Source organism: Streptomyces radicis (genome assembly GCF_003626575.1).
GTDB classification, from domain to species: domain Bacteria; phylum Actinomycetota; class Actinomycetes; order Streptomycetales; family Streptomycetaceae; genus Streptomyces; species Streptomyces radicis.
Genome location: NZ_RBDY01000005.1, coordinates 24,587 through 40,118, shown reverse-complemented (window position 1 = coordinate 40,118; position 15,532 = coordinate 24,587). Strand labels below are relative to the sequence as shown.

Below are 15,532 nucleotides of genomic sequence, written 5' to 3'. Positions count from 1 at the left end.
ACAGTCGGCCCTTCCAGGGAAGGTGGAGCACCGAGGATGACGAAGACCTTGTCCGGGCTGTTCGGGGCGAGACGCAGGAACGCCGGACGGCAGGAGGAGTCGCTTGCCGCGGCCGTGCGCGCCGCCGCCGACTACCTCGCCGGGCTCGACGGCAGGCCCGAGGCCCGGCGGGTGCGGCTCGCCGCCGCCATCGGCACCCTGACCACCGCGAGGCCCGCGTCATCGGCCGAGACGTTCGACGCCCTGCTCGCCGCCGGGAACCGAGCCCTCGAGGCGGGCGAACCCGACGGCGCCGCCGCCGAGTTGGGGCTCGCCCTCACCCTCGCCGACACCGCCGTCGAGCTGCGGGGGCGCTCCAAGGGCGCCTGGCGGCTGCGCGGCCTCGTCCTCGAGGCCCTCGGCCGCCACGGCGAGGCCATCGAGGCCTACGACCGCCATCTCGACCTGCGGCAGTCGTACACCGAGAGCCAGGACATCGTGCTGCGCCGGGACATCCTCGACGAGACCCGCTCGTGCCTCGACGAGGCCGCCCGCCTCTTCCCCGGCGCCCCCACGGCCCTCGCCGCCCCCGATGGCCACACGCGGGCCGAGCTGCGCACCGCGTTCGCCGACCAGGTCAAGGCCCGCCTCGCCCACCTCGACGCGCACGGCGCCACCCGCGCGCCCGACCCCGCCACGCGGCGGCTCATCGAGCTCTACGCCACCTACCGCCGCCTCACCGCCGAGGGCCGCGTGCCCGACCCGCTGGTGGGCGACGCGGTGCCGCTCGGCGCCGGGCCCTTCAGGAACATGATCGCCGGAAAGGCCGTGTGCCTCGTCGCGGGCGCCGACGCGCTGACCGGAGCCGGGACCGGAGCCGGGGCCGGGGCGTCGCTCGGCGCGGAGATCGACGCGTACGACGTCGTCATCCGCTGCGACTCCTACCGCCTCGACGCCCCGAGGACCGGCGAGCGCACCGATGTGCACGCCGTCACCCTGCGCGGGCCCACCCCGTGGGAGGGACCCCGCTGGACCGGGGAGGTCCCCACCCGGCTCGTCTTCGGCGACCCCGCCGACGCGTGGCGCCGCTCGCTGCGCAAGCGGCTCACCCCCGGCGCCCAGCGCCACATCGGCGACGCCTCGCTGCGCCGCCCCCTCCACGACCCCGCCCTGGTCGGCGACGGCGACTGGCCCCGCGGCGGCAGCACCGCGTTCACCGTGCTGCGCCTGCTCGACTTCCTTGACGTCAACCCCCGCATCGACCTGATCGGCCTCGTGGGGACCGGCCAGCTGCGCCCCGAGGAGAACGAGTGGGTCACCGCCCACGCGCGGAAGAACGCCAGCACCGAGACGAGGACCGCCCTGCGATGACCCGTGCCGTTGACGACCGACGCGCGGTGACCGGCAAGCGCCGCATCGCCTTCGCCGCCTACGCCGACGAGGGGCGGCTGCCCGGGCTGCTCGTGCTGCTGCGCAGCCTGGCCCTGACCAACCCCGCGGTGTGCGAGGACTTCCTCGTCCTTCACCCCGGGCTGCCCGACGAGGCGTTCGAGCCCGCCCGCCGTCTCCACCCGCGCCTGTTCCCGCGCCCCGCCGCGGCGCGCCTCGACGTCCTGCGCGTCACCGACTACGACACGGTGATCGCCCTGGACACCGGCATGGTCGTGCTCGGCGACCTGGGCGAGCTGCTGCGCATGCGCGACGGCGTGGGCGCCGTTCCCCAGCTGCTCCCCGAGGACCCCGCCGACGACCGGCGGGTCCTGCTCGACGACGGGCTGCTTGTCATCCAGACCGCCGCCCTCGACGAAGGACTGCTCGGCCGCCTCGACGGCGGCTCCCCGAACGACGGCTCCCTCGACAGCGCCCTCAAGGGCGTGCTCGAACGCGTCGACGCCCGCCACGACTTCCTCGCCCACCGCCTGTTCGACGACGCGCCCGTGCCCGAAAACGTCGCGATCCTGCGGTTCACCGGGCAGGAGGGACGCCCTGGCTACGGCCCCGCCGACGAGGCCAGGCGCCCCTACGAGCTCGACGACGACGCGTTCCGCGACGCCTACTGCGCGCTGCCGGGGGCCAAGCACCCCGATCTGCTGCTGCACTGCGCCGGGCCGCTGCTCGAGCGGAAGCCCCGCGTCGACCTGGCCCGCGCGGTGGCCGAGGTCCACCGGCAGCAGGGGCGTCACGACGAGGCCGTCGCCGTGCTCACGCCCGTCGCGGGCCGCGACGTGGACCGCCCGCGCTGCCACCAGACGCTCGGCGCCTCGCTCATGGCGCTCTCGCGTTACGAGGAGGCCGAGCGGCACATGCTGCTCGCCACCGCCGCGCCCGACATCGCCGCCCGGAACTTCGGCCAGCTGGCCCGCCTCGCGTGGCTGCGCGGCGACGAGCACGCCGCCCACGACTACGCGCGCCAGGGCCTTGACGCCGACCCGACCGACGGCACGTGCCGCGCGTGGCACGAGCGGACCCTGCCCGCCGCGCTGCGCCGCGACGAGGCCGACGCGGCCGCCGCGCCCGCCGCCGAACAGTACGCGCACGTCGCCCTGTTCGCCGACGGCAACGAGAACGCGGGCGACAAGGTGCTCCCCGAGGCCGTCCGCATGTGCCTCGACACCGACACGGGCCCGCGCCGCTGGCTCTCGGTGCACGTCCACCGGCTGTTCGACGAGCGCGCCCTCGAACGCGTCAACGCCCGCCGCGGCCTGGTCATCGGCGGCGGCGGCCTCTTCCTGCCCGACACCGCGCCCAACGGCAACAGCACGTGGCAGTGGAACGTCGCCGACGCCACGTTGCAGCGGATCACCGTGCCCATCGCGGTGTTCGCGGTCGGCTACAACATCTTCGACGGCCAGGTCTACCGCCGCGAGCGGTTCGCCGAGTCGCTGCGCGCGCTCGTCCGCTCGTCGGCGTTCTTCGGCCTGCGCAACCGCGGCTCCGTCGAGCGCGTCAGGGAGCTGCTGCCGCCGGAGCTGCGCGACCGCGTGCTCTACCAGCCGTGCCCGACCACCGTCACCCGCCGCCTCGCCCCCGGCTGGACCGACCCCGAGCGGCGCGACGACACGGTGCTCGTCAACTGCGCGTACGACCGCGCCGGGCTGCGCTTCGGCCACGACTACGGGCACTTCCTGTCCGAGATGGCCACGGCGGTGCGGTCGTTGGGCAAGCACGCCGAGGTCAGGTACGCCGCGCACATGCCGACCGACGAGAAGTTCGTCAACGACCTGCGCCGCGAGCACGGCCTGACCCTCCCGGTCGAGCCGCTGTACGACGCGACCAACGACGAGCTGCGGGACCTCTACGCCCGCACGCGCCTGGTCATCGGCATGCGGGGCCACGCGGGCATGATCCCGTTCGGCTGTGGCACGCCCATCCTGAGCCTGGTGTCGCACCCGAAGCTGGCGTACTTCCTTTCGGACATCGAACGGCCCGAGTGGGGCGTCTCGGTCCACGAACGCCACCTGGGCACGCGGCTCGCCGAACGGGCCGAGATGCTGCTCGCCGACCACGACGCGGCGGTGGCGGACGTCCACGACCGCCAGCGCGCCCTGTGGGACGTCACGCAGGAGAACATCGCGGGACTCAGGAAGATCTTCGGCTAGGGCCGGGGCGGGGGGTGCCGTGCTGGATCGGGCGGGTCGGGATCACCGTGCGGCGCGGCGCGGCTGGGCGCCCGCGCCCGGGGCGGACCGCACGCGGTCGAGGAGCAGACGGCCCGCCTCGCGGCCCAGCTCGTCGCTGTCGTACACCTCGACGATCAGCGGCAGGCCCAGCACATCGGCCGGCTCGAAGTCGTCGAGGCCCGTGAGCGCCGCCCGCCCGCGGGCACGGCGATGATGCCTCGGTGTCTGTCAAGGGGTGTGACGGGGGAAATGTCCCGGGGGACGCATCCCGCCAAGGGGCGATCCGTCCTGCGCCGCCTCGCTCAGTCGCGCGCCCACAGGCAGAACGGATGCCCCGCCGGATCGAGGCACACCCGCACATCCGGCTGCGGCTGGAACGGCGCGAGCACGGCGCCCACCGCCTCCGCGTGCGCCGCGGCGCGCTCCACGTCATCGACCTCCAGGTCGAGATGCATCCCCATCTGCGGCCGTCCAGGCCGCGTCGGCCACTGGGGCCGCTCGTAGGCGCCCTCCGTCTGGAACGACAGCCGCCCAGGCCCACCCGGCTCGGCCAACTGCGCCCAGTCCGGCTCGTCGGCGATCACGTCCCACCCCAGCAGCCGCTCGTAGAAGCGCGCCAGCGCGCGGGCGTCGGGGGAGTCGAGAACGGTGGTGGGACGGCCGATCCGGGGCCGGGCGGTGTCGTGGGTCATGACCCCCGAAGCTACTCCGCTGCGCGGGCTTTGCGGGGCCGGGGTGGCGCGCGCCCTGCGGGCCCGCTCGGGCAGCGGGCCGGTGCTCATCTCTGTCGATTACGGGGGCACGTTCTGTTCAACACGGAGCGTGCCGCGTTTCAGAAGGGCAACCCTCCTCGGGTAAGCGCTGGATGAAGACGGCCCCACCCTCCGGAGAATGCGTCCCGCACTGGCTCACCGGCGCGCTACGTGAGCTCATCGCGCCCGTTCGGCGAACGGGAGGACGTCCGGCCCGTAGCCGCCCCGGGTCACACCGGAGGGGTTTCATGGGTCATCCCGGTGAACCCGGGCGAGAAGGGAATGTGACACGGTGGACGAGAACGCATGGCTGACCGAGCGGTTCGAGGAGCAGCGGCCCCGGCTGCGGGCGGTGGCGTACCGCATGCTCGGCTCGGCGAGCGAGGCCGACGACGCCGTTCAGGACGCCTGGCTGCGGCTGCGCCGCGCCGACACCAGCGGCGTCGAGAACCTCGCGGGCTGGCTGACCACCGTGGTGGCCCGGGTCTGCCTGAACATGCTGCGCACGCGCCGCACCCGGGGCGAGGAGCCGCTGGAGACCCATGGGTCCGAGCCGCGCGGCGGCGCGGACGAGGGGGCCGACCCCGAGCAGGAGGCGCTGCTCGCCGACTCGGTCGGGCTTGCGCTGCTCGTGGTGCTTGACACGCTGTCGCCCGCCGAGCGGCTGGCGTTCGTGCTGCACGACATGTTCGCCGTGCCGTTCGACGAGATCGCGTCGATGCTGGAGCGGACCCCGGCCGCCACGCGGCAGCTCGCGAGCCGCGCGCGCCGCCGGGTGCGGGGCGCCGCGCCGGTGCCCGAGGTCGATGTGGCGCGGCAGCGGCGCGTCGTCGAGGCGTTCCTCGCGGCGTCGCGCGGCGGGGACTTCGAGGCGCTGCTCGCGGTGCTCGACCCGGACGTGGTGCTCAGGGCGGACAAGGAGGCGAGCGCGACGGGCACGCCGGTGCTGGTCGAGGGCGCCACAAACGTGGCCAGGGGCGCGTCCTCGCCCCGCTACCGCGTCTCGGGCGCGTGGCCCGCGCTGGTCGACGGGGCGGTCGGCCTGGTGATCGCGCCGCTCGGACGCCTGGTCGCGGCGCTGCGCTTCACGGTCGTCGACGACCGGATCACCGGCATCGACGTGGTCGCGGCGCCCGAACGCCTCGCCTCCGTCGACCTCGGGGTGCTCGACGCCTGAGCCCCTTGCCCGAGCGGTTGCCCGAGGCCGTTGTCAGTGGCGGGCGGCACGATGGGGTCATGGACGACGAGGTCATTCCGATCCCGCGGGTCGAAGAGGTGCCGTGGGGGCGGGAGTTCGAGGTGCGGGACCCCGACGGGAATCGCCTGCGGATAGGTATGTCCGCCCCCTGAGCCGGGAGGGTTGCGCGGCGCGCCGTGGCGTGGCGCTGCCCGGCCCGCGCACGGCGGCGGTTCACTCACCGCGCTGCACGGCCGCCAGGGACTGAACGTCGTCGTCGTGTCGGTCGTGGCGCGCGAGTGGCGGATCGTGGGGGCCGTTTTGCCCCTCGCCTGTCTGATGACCGGCCCTCGCGGCGCGTGCGACGGTCGAGGTCGGAGAGACGGAGAAGGGATGGGTGATCGGCATGTGGAGGACCGGTGGTCGCCGAGGGGGGCGCCGACGCGGGCTGGCGTCGTTGATCGGGCTCGGGCTGTGCCTCGCCGCCGTGCTGACCGTCACGGCGGCGACCGCGCGGGCCAGCAGGGCGGCTGACGCCACCATCGTCGACTCGACGCGCGGCGGCGGGCAGTCGGTCGCGTTCACGTTCGACGACGGACCGAACCCCGCCGACACCCCGCGCCTCCTGGAGGTGCTGCGGCGGCACGACGTCACCGCCGTGTTCTGCCTGTGGGGCGATCACGTCAGGCAGAACCCCGGGCTGGTCCGGCAGATCGTCGCGGACGGGCACACCCTGTGCAACCACTCGATGTACCACGGCGACATGGGCTCCTGGACGCCCGACCGGATCCGCGCGGACCTCGAACAGACCAGCGCCGCCATCCGGCAGGCCGTGCCGGGCGCCCAGATCCCGTACTTCCGTGCGCCGAACGGCAGTTGGGGGCAGACACCCCAGGTGGCCGCCAGCCTCGGGATGCAGCCGCTCGGCTGGCGCCTGGCCATCAACGACTGGGAGCCCGCCACCGCCGATCAGTTGGCGCGGCGGTTGCGGAGCGGCGTGACCCCGGGGGCCGTCGTGCTGATGCACGACGGAGGCGGCGACCGGAGCGCGACCGTGACCGCCGTGGACCGGGTGATTCCCGAACTCAAGGCGCGGGGCTGGCGGTTCGACCTGCCCGCCGCGCCGCGGTACTAGCGCCGCGGCCCTGGAGCGGTGCCCCGCGGGCGGCTCGGCGAACCGTGCGCGCTGCCGCCCCGTCATGCGGCGCGTTCGCTCCTCCCGGCGCGGCGTTCCCCGGTCATCCAGCCCGGTGGGGAAGCCAGCGGGCTTCTGCCGCCTCACATCATGGATCTCAGCACGGCGATCTCGGGCGCCGGGTCGAAGCCGTGCTCGGCCAGCCAGCGGACCGCGCTCAGGCTTCGCAACGACCACCACGCGCGGATCACATCGAGGTCGACGTCGGCGCCGTAGCCGGCGACGACGTCGTCAAGGCGCTCCGGGTGCCCGAGCGTCAGGATGGCGAGGTCGAACAGGGCGTCGCCCTGGCCCGCTTCGGACCAGTCGATCACGCCGGTGATCTCGTCACCCTCGACGAACACATGGGTGATCTGAAGGTCGCCGTGCGTGAACACCGGCGTCCATGGCCGGAGCGCGGCCTCGGCGACCCGGCGGTTGCGCGTGACCACGTCGACGGGGATGACGCCGTTCGCGACGAGCCACTCGCACTCGCCGTCGAGGTGCGACGCGAACTTCTCGAGGCTTCGACCGGGCCATGGCGGCAACGGCGCGTCATGCAGCGTCCGCACGGCGGCACCCGCCGCGGCCCACGCCGCCGACGACGCGGGCGACGGCTCGGCGAGGCGGCCGAGCGCCGCCCCAGGGAGGGCGGCAAGCGCGAGCACGGGCGGCTTGCGCCACAGGACCTCAGGAGTCGGGATCGGCGCCAAGGCCATCGCCTCGACCTCGACGTCGATGCGCGCCTGATCGGCGTCGACCTTCAGGAACACCTCGCCGACGCGCAGCGTCGCGCGCTCCTCATGGGCGACGACGACCTCGACCTCTGCCATGTCGGCCATTGTCGCGGGATCACCACCGATGTCGCAGGGGTTTGTCGCGCGCGAGGTGAAGCCGCTGGCGGAGAGGTTTCCGAGGGCGCCGACCCCGGACAAGCGGCTGATGAGGAACCGGCCCGCCGCCTTCTTCCGCCCCTGAGCCGGTGTCAGAATCCCCGCATGACCTCCGAGACCGTCACGGCGGACGCCGCCGGAACGTGGACCCTGGGCGACCTCACCGTCCGCCGCATGGGGTTCGGCGCGATGCGCCTGACCTCGCGCGCCGACGGCGGGCCGAGCGACCGGGAGCGGGCGATCGCCGTGCTCCGCCGCGCGGTCGAGCTCGGCGTGAACCACATCGACACCGCCGCGTTCTACTTCTCGCCGCTCCGCTCCGCCAACGAGCTGATCAACACCGCCCTCGCGCCCTACCCCGACGGGCTGGTCATCGCCACCAAGGTCTGGCCCGCGAGGGACCCCTCGGGACAGTGGTGGTGGGCGTCACCCGACCAGCTGCGCGGGCAAGTGGAGGAGAATCTCCGGCAGTTGGGCCGCGACCACCTCGACCTCGTCAATCTCCGCCTCCCGCCGAGCGTCGGCGAGGGGCCGATCTCCGACCACTTCGGCGCGCTGGCCGAGCTGCGCGACGCGGGCCTGATCCGCCACCTCGGCCTCTCCAACGTCGGCGTGGGGCAGCTCGCCGAGGCCCGAGCGATCGCCCCGGTCGTGTGCGTGCAGAACGCCTACGGCGTCGACGCGCCCGCCGAGCAGCACGCGGTGCCGCGCGCCTGCGGCGAGCAGGGCGTCGCGTTCGTGCCGTTCTTCGCGATCGAGGGCGCGGGCCGCGAGGCCGGGGCCGACGCGGACGAGCACGCGGGCGTGGCCGCCGTCGCGGCCGCGCGGGGCGTGAGCCCCGCCCAGGTGCGGCTGGCGTGGACCCTGCACCAGGGCCCGCACGTGCTGGCCATCCCCGGCACCGGCGACCCCGGCCACCTGGCGGAGAACGTCGCCGCGGGCGCGCTGCGGCTCACCGGCGACGAGTTGGCGCGGATCGCCTCACCGGGACAGGGGACCGGCGCCCCACGGCGCTGACCGGTCTTAGTATCACGTTCATGGTGAGGACTCCTCTGACCCCGTGGGAGCGGCAACGCGGCGAGCGCTTCGGCGCCCTGCTGCGCCGCGCCAGGGGCGAGCGCAGCATGGTGGAGGTCGCAGCGGCGGCCGGGGTGTCGGCGGAGACGCTGCGGAAGATCGAGACGGGGCGGGCCCCGACGCCCGCGTTCTTCACGGTGGCGGCCCTGGCCGCGGCGCTCGGCGTCTCGCTCGACGAGCTGGCCGCCGCGTGCGCCGACGAGCCCGCGGCGCCGGGTGCCGAGGAGCGCGCGCTGACCGCGTGAGGGGGTGGGGTTGCCCCCACCCCCGAGAGGCCCGAATACCCGATGGCATACGATCCCCCCGACTCCGTAGCGTCACAGCCAACCGATGCGGAGGAGCGAGGGGACATGGGGATACGGGGAACGACCTGGACCAGGGCGGGACTTGCCGCGGGGGCGCTCGTCCTCACCGCCCTGGTGACCGAGACGGCGTCCGGGGGGACGGGCACGGTCAGCGGCTCCGAGCTGAAGCGGGACGCCGAGGCCGTCCACGCCACGGGCGCGACCGGCGTCATCGCCGCCGCCGAGGACGAGGAGGGCCGCAACGCCAGGGCGCGCGCCGGGGTCGCCGACCTGGACGACGACGCGCCCGTGCCGCACGACGCGTACTACCGCGTGGGCAGCGACACCAAGACGTTCACCGCCGTCGTCGCCCTCCAACTCGTCGCCGAGGGAACGCTCGACCTCGACGACACCGTGGAGCGCTGGCTGCCAGGGCTGCTGCGGGGCAACGGCAACGACGGCACGCGCGTCACCCTCGACAACCTGCTCCGGCAGACCAGCGGCCTGGCCGACTACACCGACGTCCTCTTCGCCGACCCCGCCGAACTCACCCCCGAGTCCTACCTGGAGAGCCGGTTCGCCGAGTGGACCGACGAGGAGTTGGTGGCCGTCGCGCTGACCGAGCCCCCGTACTGGCGGCCGGACGCCGACGACCCGGCGGGGGAGACCCGTTGGGGCTACTCCAACACCAACTACCTTCTCGCGGGCCTGATCATCGAGGCGGCCACGGGCAACTCCTGGGAGCGCGAGGTCCACGAGCGCGTCATCGAGCCGCTCGGGCTCGACCACACCCTCACCCCCGGCACGTCCGCCTATGTGCCGCACCCCACCGCCTCCGGCTACACCCGCTTCCCCGGCGTCGATGAGCTGACCGAGACCACGCTGGCCGTGGGCGGCGGCCCCGACGGCGGCATCATCAGCACCACCGCCGACATGAACACGTTCCTCAGGGCGCTCATGGACGGCACCCTGCTCGAGCCCGAGCAGCTGGCCGAGATGAAACGCACCGTGCCCGCAGAGGAGTTCGGCGGCCCCGGCACGGGCTACGGCCTCGGCATCGCGTGGGCGCCCCGGTGCGGCGACGACGAGGGGCTGTGGTTCCACGGCGGCACGTCGTTCGGCACCATCTCCGAGGGCGCCGTCACCGACGACGGCTCCGCCGCCGCGTCCGCCGCGGTCTTCACCATGAGCCTCGACGAGCGCCAGACGGAGCAGGACACCGCCACCCGCGCCCTGATCGACCACGCCCTGTGCGAGTGAACGCGCCCCGCCCCGCGAACCGGGGATGATCACCGTATGGTCATGGCGCGCCACGCGGCGTGGGCGGGGGGCGGCCATTACCGTGCTGCGGGGGTTCCCCGACATGCGGAGAGAGGGCTCATGAAAGCGGTCGTCTACCACGGCATCGGCGACATCAGGCTCGACTCGGTCCCCGACCCGACGATCGAGCACCCCACGGACGCCGTCGTGCGCATCACCGCGTCGGCCATCTGCGGCACCGATCTGCACTTCGTCCGCGGCACCGTGCCGGGGATGAAGCCGGGCACGGTCATGGGGCACGAGGGCGTCGGCGTCGTCGAGGAAGTCGGCAGCGCCGTCCGCAACTTCCGCCCGGGCGACCGCGTCCTCCTCTCCGCCGTCCTTGGCTGCGGCTCCTGCGCCTACTGCCGCGCCGGGTACTTCGCGCAGTGTGACGCGATCAACCCCAACGGCTCACGCGCCACCACCGCGTTCTACGGCGCCCCGGCCGAGACGGGCCCGTTCGACGGCGTGCAGGCCGAGTACACCCGCGTGCCCTACGCCCACACCAACCTCGTCCACCTCCCCGACGAGATCACCGACGCCCAGGCGCTGCCGCTCGCCGACGTCTACCCCACCGGCTGGTTCGGCGCGGTCATCGCCGAGGTCTCCGACGGCGACGTCGTCGCGGTGTGGGGGTGCGGGCCCGTCGGGCAGTTCGCGATCCTCTCCTCCTTCCAGCGCGGCGCCGGGCGCGTCATCGCCGTCGACGGCCACCCCGACCGCCTGGAGCGGGCCAGGACGCTCGGCGCCGAGGTCATCGACTTCAACGCGGTGGACCCCGTCGCGCAGATCCTCGAGATGACGCGGGGCATCGGCCCCGACCGGGCCATCGACGCGGTCGGCGTGGACGCCGAGAGCCCCAAGGAGGGGCCCGCCGCGGACCGCGCCCGCCGTGACGACGAGCGCCACCGCGAGGAGCTGGCCGAGATCGCGCCGAGGGCGCGCCCCACCGAGGGCCACTGGCTCCCCGGTGACGCGCCGACCCAGGCGCACTGGTGGGCCGTCGAGAGCCTGGCCAAGGCGGGGACGCTCGGCATCGTCGGCGTCTACCCGCCGAGCGACCGCTTCTTCCCGATCGGCCGCGCCATGAACCGCAACCTCACCGTCAAGATGGGCAACGGCGACCACCCGCGCTACATCCCCAGGCTGCTCGACCTGGTGAAGACCGGCGCGGTCGACCCGGAGAAGGTGCTCACCCGGCACGAGCCGCTGCGCGATGTGCTGGGCGCCTACCAGGAGTTCGACCACCGCAGCCCCGGCTGGCTCAAGGTGGCCCTCGACCCGGCCCGCTGAGCCCCCCGGCCCACCGGGGCGGGGTCCGGGGCCGGGTCCGGCCGTTCCAGCGGTCACCCGAATGCGCCGGGCGGCGTCGCCGACCCCCCGCGGGTCCGCGACAGTGAGGACGTGAACACTCCGCCGTACCCGTCCCCGCCCGTGCCCGGCAGCGGCCTTGTCGTGCTCGTGCTCGGCGTGGACGGCGAGGTGCTGGCGACCACGCCCGGCACCGAGGGCCTGACGGGGCGTCCGCCGTCCCGGCTGCACGGCCGCCCCCTTGACGAGGTGGTGCACGCGCCCGCCCCCTGGCAGACGCTCGCCGGGCGCTCCGACTCGCTCACCGCGGAGCTGACCCGCCCCGACGGGCGGACGACGCGGGTGCGGCTCGACGTGCTCGCGGTGCCGGACGGGGAAGGGGCGCGGCACGTGGTGATGATGGCGGCGGAGTCGGCCGCGCGCCGGGAGGACGAGGACGACGCGGTGGTGCGGTCGCTGTTCGCGCAGGCGAACATCGGCATGGTCATCCATGACGCGGAGCTGCGCGTCACGCGGCTGAACATGCCGCCCGGCGCGTTCCTCCCGCAGGGCGAGCCCACGGTCGACCGCCCGCTGCCGCAGCCGCTCGACGAGCTGCTCGTCCCCGAGGACGCGCACGCGATCGTGGAACGCCTGCGCGACGTGGCCGCGAGCGGGGAGCCCCAGGTGAACTACGAGCAGTCGGCGCGCCTGAAGCGGACGCCCGACCGCGAGAGGGTGCTGTCGCTCTCGTCGCTGCCCCTGGACGGCGGTCGGGGCCAACTGATCGGCGTGGTCAGCGTGTTCGCCGATGTGACCGAGCAACACCGGTCGCGCCGCCGGGTCGCGCTGCTGCACTCGGCGGCGCAGCGCATCGGCGTCTCGCTCGATGTGGCCAGGGACGCCGACGAGTTGGCGCGGGTCCTCGTCCCCGACTTCGCCGACCTGGTGGCGGTGGACCTGGCCGAGGCGGTCCTCGAGGGGGACGAGCCCGGGCAGGTGACGTTCGGCGTGCCGATGCGGCGGGTGGCGGGGGTGTCGGCGCGCGGGCGGTGGCCCGACGAGGTGATCCCGGTGGGGGCGTCGTTCCGCGTCGAGCACGCGCGGGGCATCGGCCGCTACGAGAGGCCCGCGACGCTGGAGCCCCGGCGCGAGGACCTGTGGGTGCGGACCACGGGGGGCGCGTCGGCGATCGCGGTGGAGGGGCGTTCGCTGGTGCCGCCCGAGCCCGGGTCGCTCATGGTGGTGTCGCTGCGGGCCAGGGGCCTGGCGCTCGGCGTGGTGGCGCTGTGGCGCTACTCGCGCTCGGGCCCGTTCGAGCGCGAGGACGCGGACACGGCCGAGGAGGTGGGGTCGCGCGCCTCGCTCGGCCTGGACAACGCGCGCCGGTACCTGCGGGAGCGCAGGACGGTGGAGACGCTTCAGCGCAACCTGCTGCCGCAGCCGGTGTTCGACCTCAAGGCGGCGCAGACGTCGGGGAGTTACCTGCCCGCGGGCACGGCGGCAGGTCTTGGCGGCACCTGGTACGACGTCATCCCGCTGTCGTCGGCGCGCGTGGCGTTCGTGGTGGGCGACGTGGCCGGGCACGGCCTCGCGGCGACGGCCACGATGGGGCGGCTGCGCACCGCGGTGCAGACGCTCGCCGATCTCGACCTGGCGCCCGACGAGCTGCTGACGCGCCTGGACGACCTGGCCATCAGGCTCGCCGACGCGGAGCCGCCCGTCGAGGGCAACGCGGGCGCGGTCGGCGCCACATGCCTGTACTGCGTCTACGACCCGGTCACCGGAGAGTGCGAGATGGCGGCGGCCGGGCGGCAGCCGCCGATGATCGTGGTCCCCGGCGAACGGCCCGAGCCCGCGCCGCTGAAGCCCGGCCCTGTACTGGGCGTCGGCGCGGCCCCGTTCGAGCTGGCGCGGCTCCGCCTCGCGCCGGGGAGCACGCTGGTGATGTTCAGCGACGAGCTGGTGGCCGAGCCCACGGGCGAGCCCCGCCAGGGCGCCCCCGCGGAGACCTCGGAGCAGCGCCTCGAACGGCTGCGGGACGTCCTGGCGGCGCACTGCGGCGCCAAGAGCTCCCCCGCCGAGATCGGGCAGGCGATGCTCGACGCGCTGCAACCCGCCCGTTCCCCGGCGAACGACGTCGCCCTCCTGGTCGCGCGCGTCCAGGCGCTGCCCGACGGCATGGTGGCGTCGTGGGAGTACCCCGCGGACCCCGCGGTGGTCGGCGAGGCGCGCGTGGCGGTCACGCGGCGGCTGACGGAGTGGGGGCTCGCGGCCAACGCGTTCCCCACGGAGCTGATCGTCAGCGAGCTGGTGACCAACGCGATCCGCTGGGCCGGGGGCCCGGTCGGCCTGCGGCTCATCCGCGACGAGACGCTGATCGTCGAGGTCTCCGACCCCAGCGAGACCCAGCCGCACCTGCGCAGCCCCCGCTCGACGGACGAGGGCGGCCGCGGCCTCTTCCTGGTCGCACAGCTGGCCCACCGCTGGGGCAGCCGCTACACCCCGAGCGGCAAGACGATCTGGACCGAGCAGCCACTCGAGGGGGAGTGAGGCGCGCCCCGTCAGGGCTGTTGCACAGCTGTGACAACCGATGGGGCGGCCGCCGGGTCGATGCGGTGTCGCGGTCTCCACCGCGCGCCGTACGACAGAAAGCGAGCCGCCTCATGGGTTCCCCTCGGCACCACGACGAAGAACGGCGGCACCGGGCGACCGGCCGCAGAACCGTCCTGCGCCTTGGCGCCCTCGGCGTCGTCGGCGCGGGCGGCGGCTACGCGCTGACCCGCTACCTGCGAGGCACGGAGAGCTCGGCCAACGCCGCGGACCGGCCGGACGGCGACCACCCCGAGCCGAGCCCAGGACCTGACCCGGGGCCGAGCGTGGACAACCCCAGGCCGATAGGCGACGGTTCGACCGCCGACACGGGACCACAGCCGCACCAGCCCGAGCCCGAGCGGCTGGCCAGGGGCGAACGGCCGCCGCAGTTCGTGGTGGTCTCGTGGGACGGCGCGGCGGCGCTCGGGGACGGCCAGTTCGACCGCTTCCTCGACCTGGCCCGCGACCTCGACGCGGCCATGACGTTCTTCCTCTCCGGGCTCTATCTGCTGCCCGAGGCGCAGGCCCAGCGTTACGCGCCCCCGAACAACCCCGTCGGCGCCTCCGACATCGGCTACCTCACCGACGAGCACATCCGCGCGACGATCGTCAGGCTGCGCACCGCGTGGCTCGACGGGCACGAGATCGGCACCCACTTCAACGGCCACTTCTGCGGGGGCGCGGGCTCGGTCGAGCACTGGACCGCCGAGGACTGGCGCGACGAGATCGACCAGGCCGTCGCGTTCGTCACCGAGTGGCGCACCCTCACCGGCTTCGACGACCTCGACCCGCTGCCGTTCGACTACCGGAGGGAGCTGGTCGGCGGCCGCACGCCCTGCCTGCTCGGCCGGTCCGCGCTCCTGCCCGCCGCCGCCGAGCTGGGGTGGCGTTACGACGCCAGCTCGCCCGGTGGCCTCCAGACCTGGCCGGTGCGCACGGCCGAGGGCCTGTGGGACCTGCCGCTCCAGACCGTTCCGTTCCCCGGGCACGACTTCGAGGTGCTGTCGATGGACTACAGCATGCTCGCCAACCAGTCGGGCGGCGCCACCGAAGGCGACCCCGCCCTGCACGCCACCTGGCGCGAGGAGGCCAGGGGCGCGTTCGTCGCCGGGTTCGAGCGGGCATACGATTCCAATCGCGCGCCACTGTTCATCGGCAACCACTTCGAGCAGTGGAACGGCGGCATCTACATGGACGCGGTGGAAGACGCGCTGCGCGAGATGGCGAGCCGCCCTGACGTGCGCTTCGTCTCGTTCCGTCAGCTCTGCGACTGGCTCGAGGTCCAGGATCCCCGGGTCGTCGCCAATCTCCAGGGTCTGGCGGTGGGGGAGAGTCCCATGGCGGGATGGGAGACGGTGGTGACGGGATAGCGGGGGTTGGGTCATGAGG

At 74.3% G+C, this 15,532-nt stretch carries 13 protein-coding genes; 10 read left to right on the top strand and 3 right to left on the bottom strand.

Features of this window, described 5'->3' with window-relative positions; translation table 11 throughout:
- The first annotated feature begins 36 nt into the window (after positions 1-36).
- Together D7318_RS09555 and D7318_RS09550 are read left to right on the top strand one after the other, a co-directional pair.
- Complete coding sequence (locus tag D7318_RS09555; protein WP_120696465.1) at positions 37-1,350, top strand: tetratricopeptide repeat protein; 1,314 nt, start codon at positions 37-39, stop codon at positions 1,348-1,350.
- The gene (locus D7318_RS09550; RefSeq protein WP_120696464.1) at positions 1,347-3,578 is read left to right on the top strand and encodes a polysaccharide pyruvyl transferase family protein; all 2,232 of its coding nucleotides are present in this window, start codon (positions 1,347-1,349) and stop codon (positions 3,576-3,578) included. Before D7318_RS09555 ends, D7318_RS09550 begins: the two co-directional genes overlap by 4 nt.
- 42 nt (positions 3,579-3,620) lie before the next feature.
- Here D7318_RS09550 and D7318_RS34570 read toward each other — a convergent pair whose 3' ends face one another.
- Both D7318_RS34570 and D7318_RS09545 read right to left on the bottom strand, forming a co-directional pair.
- Positions 3,621-3,752 carry a hypothetical protein gene (locus tag D7318_RS34570; protein WP_268987339.1) on the bottom strand — a complete coding sequence of 44 codons (132 nt, stop codon included), beginning with the start codon at positions 3,750-3,752 and terminating at the stop codon, positions 3,621-3,623.
- Positions 3,753-3,901: 149 nt separating this feature from the next.
- Positions 3,902-4,291, bottom strand: coding sequence for a VOC family protein (locus D7318_RS09545; RefSeq protein WP_120696463.1), 390 nt, complete (start codon positions 4,289-4,291; stop codon positions 3,902-3,904).
- A gap of 352 nt (positions 4,292-4,643) precedes the next feature.
- Here D7318_RS09545 and D7318_RS09540 point away from each other — a divergent pair, with 352 nt between their 5' ends.
- Together D7318_RS09540 and D7318_RS09530 are read left to right on the top strand one after the other, a co-directional pair.
- Positions 4,644-5,528: a sigma-70 family RNA polymerase sigma factor gene (locus D7318_RS09540; protein WP_120696462.1), complete on the top strand. Its 885-nt coding sequence runs from the start codon at positions 4,644-4,646 to the stop codon at positions 5,526-5,528.
- A gap of 406 nt (positions 5,529-5,934) precedes the next feature.
- Positions 5,935-6,663 (top strand): polysaccharide deacetylase family protein, encoded by a 729-nt coding sequence (locus tag D7318_RS09530; RefSeq protein WP_120696673.1) that lies wholly within the window; start codon positions 5,935-5,937, stop codon positions 6,661-6,663.
- 143 nt (positions 6,664-6,806) lie between these two features.
- Here the strand turns inward: D7318_RS09530 and D7318_RS09525 are convergent, their stop codons facing one another.
- Positions 6,807-7,535: a phosphotransferase gene (locus D7318_RS09525; RefSeq protein WP_120696672.1), complete on the bottom strand. Its 729-nt coding sequence runs from the start codon at positions 7,533-7,535 to the stop codon at positions 6,807-6,809.
- 165 nt (positions 7,536-7,700) lie between these two features.
- Between D7318_RS09525 and D7318_RS09520 the strand changes: the two genes are divergently transcribed.
- The 6 genes from D7318_RS09520 to D7318_RS09495 all read left to right on the top strand — a co-directional run bounded on the left by D7318_RS09520 (position 7,701) and on the right by D7318_RS09495 (position 15,513).
- A complete protein-coding gene (locus D7318_RS09520; RefSeq protein ID WP_120696461.1) occupies positions 7,701-8,612 on the top strand; it encodes an aldo/keto reductase in 912 nt (303 codons plus the stop codon).
- A 20-nt stretch (positions 8,613-8,632) separates the two neighbouring features.
- Complete coding sequence (locus tag D7318_RS09515) at positions 8,633-8,917, top strand: helix-turn-helix domain-containing protein (RefSeq protein ID WP_120696460.1); 285 nt, start codon at positions 8,633-8,635, stop codon at positions 8,915-8,917.
- A gap of 105 nt (positions 8,918-9,022) precedes the next feature.
- Positions 9,023-10,216, top strand: coding sequence for a serine hydrolase domain-containing protein (locus D7318_RS09510; protein WP_120696459.1), 1,194 nt, complete (start codon positions 9,023-9,025; stop codon positions 10,214-10,216).
- Between the two features lie 120 nt (positions 10,217-10,336).
- A complete protein-coding gene (locus D7318_RS09505; protein WP_120696458.1) occupies positions 10,337-11,551 on the top strand; it encodes an alcohol dehydrogenase catalytic domain-containing protein in 1,215 nt (404 codons plus the stop codon).
- A gap of 111 nt (positions 11,552-11,662) precedes the next feature.
- Positions 11,663-14,101 carry a SpoIIE family protein phosphatase gene (locus tag D7318_RS09500; RefSeq protein WP_147437650.1) on the top strand — a complete coding sequence of 813 codons (2,439 nt, stop codon included), beginning with the start codon at positions 11,663-11,665 and terminating at the stop codon, positions 14,099-14,101.
- 113 nt (positions 14,102-14,214) lie between these two features.
- Positions 14,215-15,513: a polysaccharide deacetylase family protein gene (locus tag D7318_RS09495; protein WP_230423578.1), complete on the top strand. Its 1,299-nt coding sequence runs from the start codon at positions 14,215-14,217 to the stop codon at positions 15,511-15,513.
- The last annotated feature ends 19 nt before the right edge of the window (positions 15,514-15,532 follow it).

Coding starts and splice junctions, on each gene's coding strand:
- D7318_RS09555 (WP_120696465.1), top strand. CDS start 37: ATGACGAAGACCTTGTCCGGGCTGTTCGGGGCGAGACGCAGGAACGCC.
- D7318_RS09550 (WP_120696464.1), top strand. CDS start 1,347: ATGACCCGTGCCGTTGACGACCGACGCGCGGTGACCGGCAAGCGCCGC.
- D7318_RS09545 (WP_120696463.1), bottom strand. CDS start 4,291: ATGACCCACGACACCGCCCGGCCCCGGATCGGCCGTCCCACCACCGTT.
- D7318_RS09530 (WP_120696673.1), top strand. CDS start 5,935: ATGTGGAGGACCGGTGGTCGCCGAGGGGGGCGCCGACGCGGGCTGGCG.
- D7318_RS09525 (WP_120696672.1), bottom strand. CDS start 7,535: ATGGCAGAGGTCGAGGTCGTCGTCGCCCATGAGGAGCGCGCGACGCTG.
- D7318_RS09520 (WP_120696461.1), top strand. CDS start 7,701: ATGACCTCCGAGACCGTCACGGCGGACGCCGCCGGAACGTGGACCCTG.
- D7318_RS09515 (WP_120696460.1), top strand. CDS start 8,633: ATGGTGAGGACTCCTCTGACCCCGTGGGAGCGGCAACGCGGCGAGCGC.
- D7318_RS09510 (WP_120696459.1), top strand. CDS start 9,023: ATGGGGATACGGGGAACGACCTGGACCAGGGCGGGACTTGCCGCGGGG.
- D7318_RS09505 (WP_120696458.1), top strand. CDS start 10,337: ATGAAAGCGGTCGTCTACCACGGCATCGGCGACATCAGGCTCGACTCG.
- D7318_RS09495 (WP_230423578.1), top strand. CDS start 14,215: ATGGGTTCCCCTCGGCACCACGACGAAGAACGGCGGCACCGGGCGACC.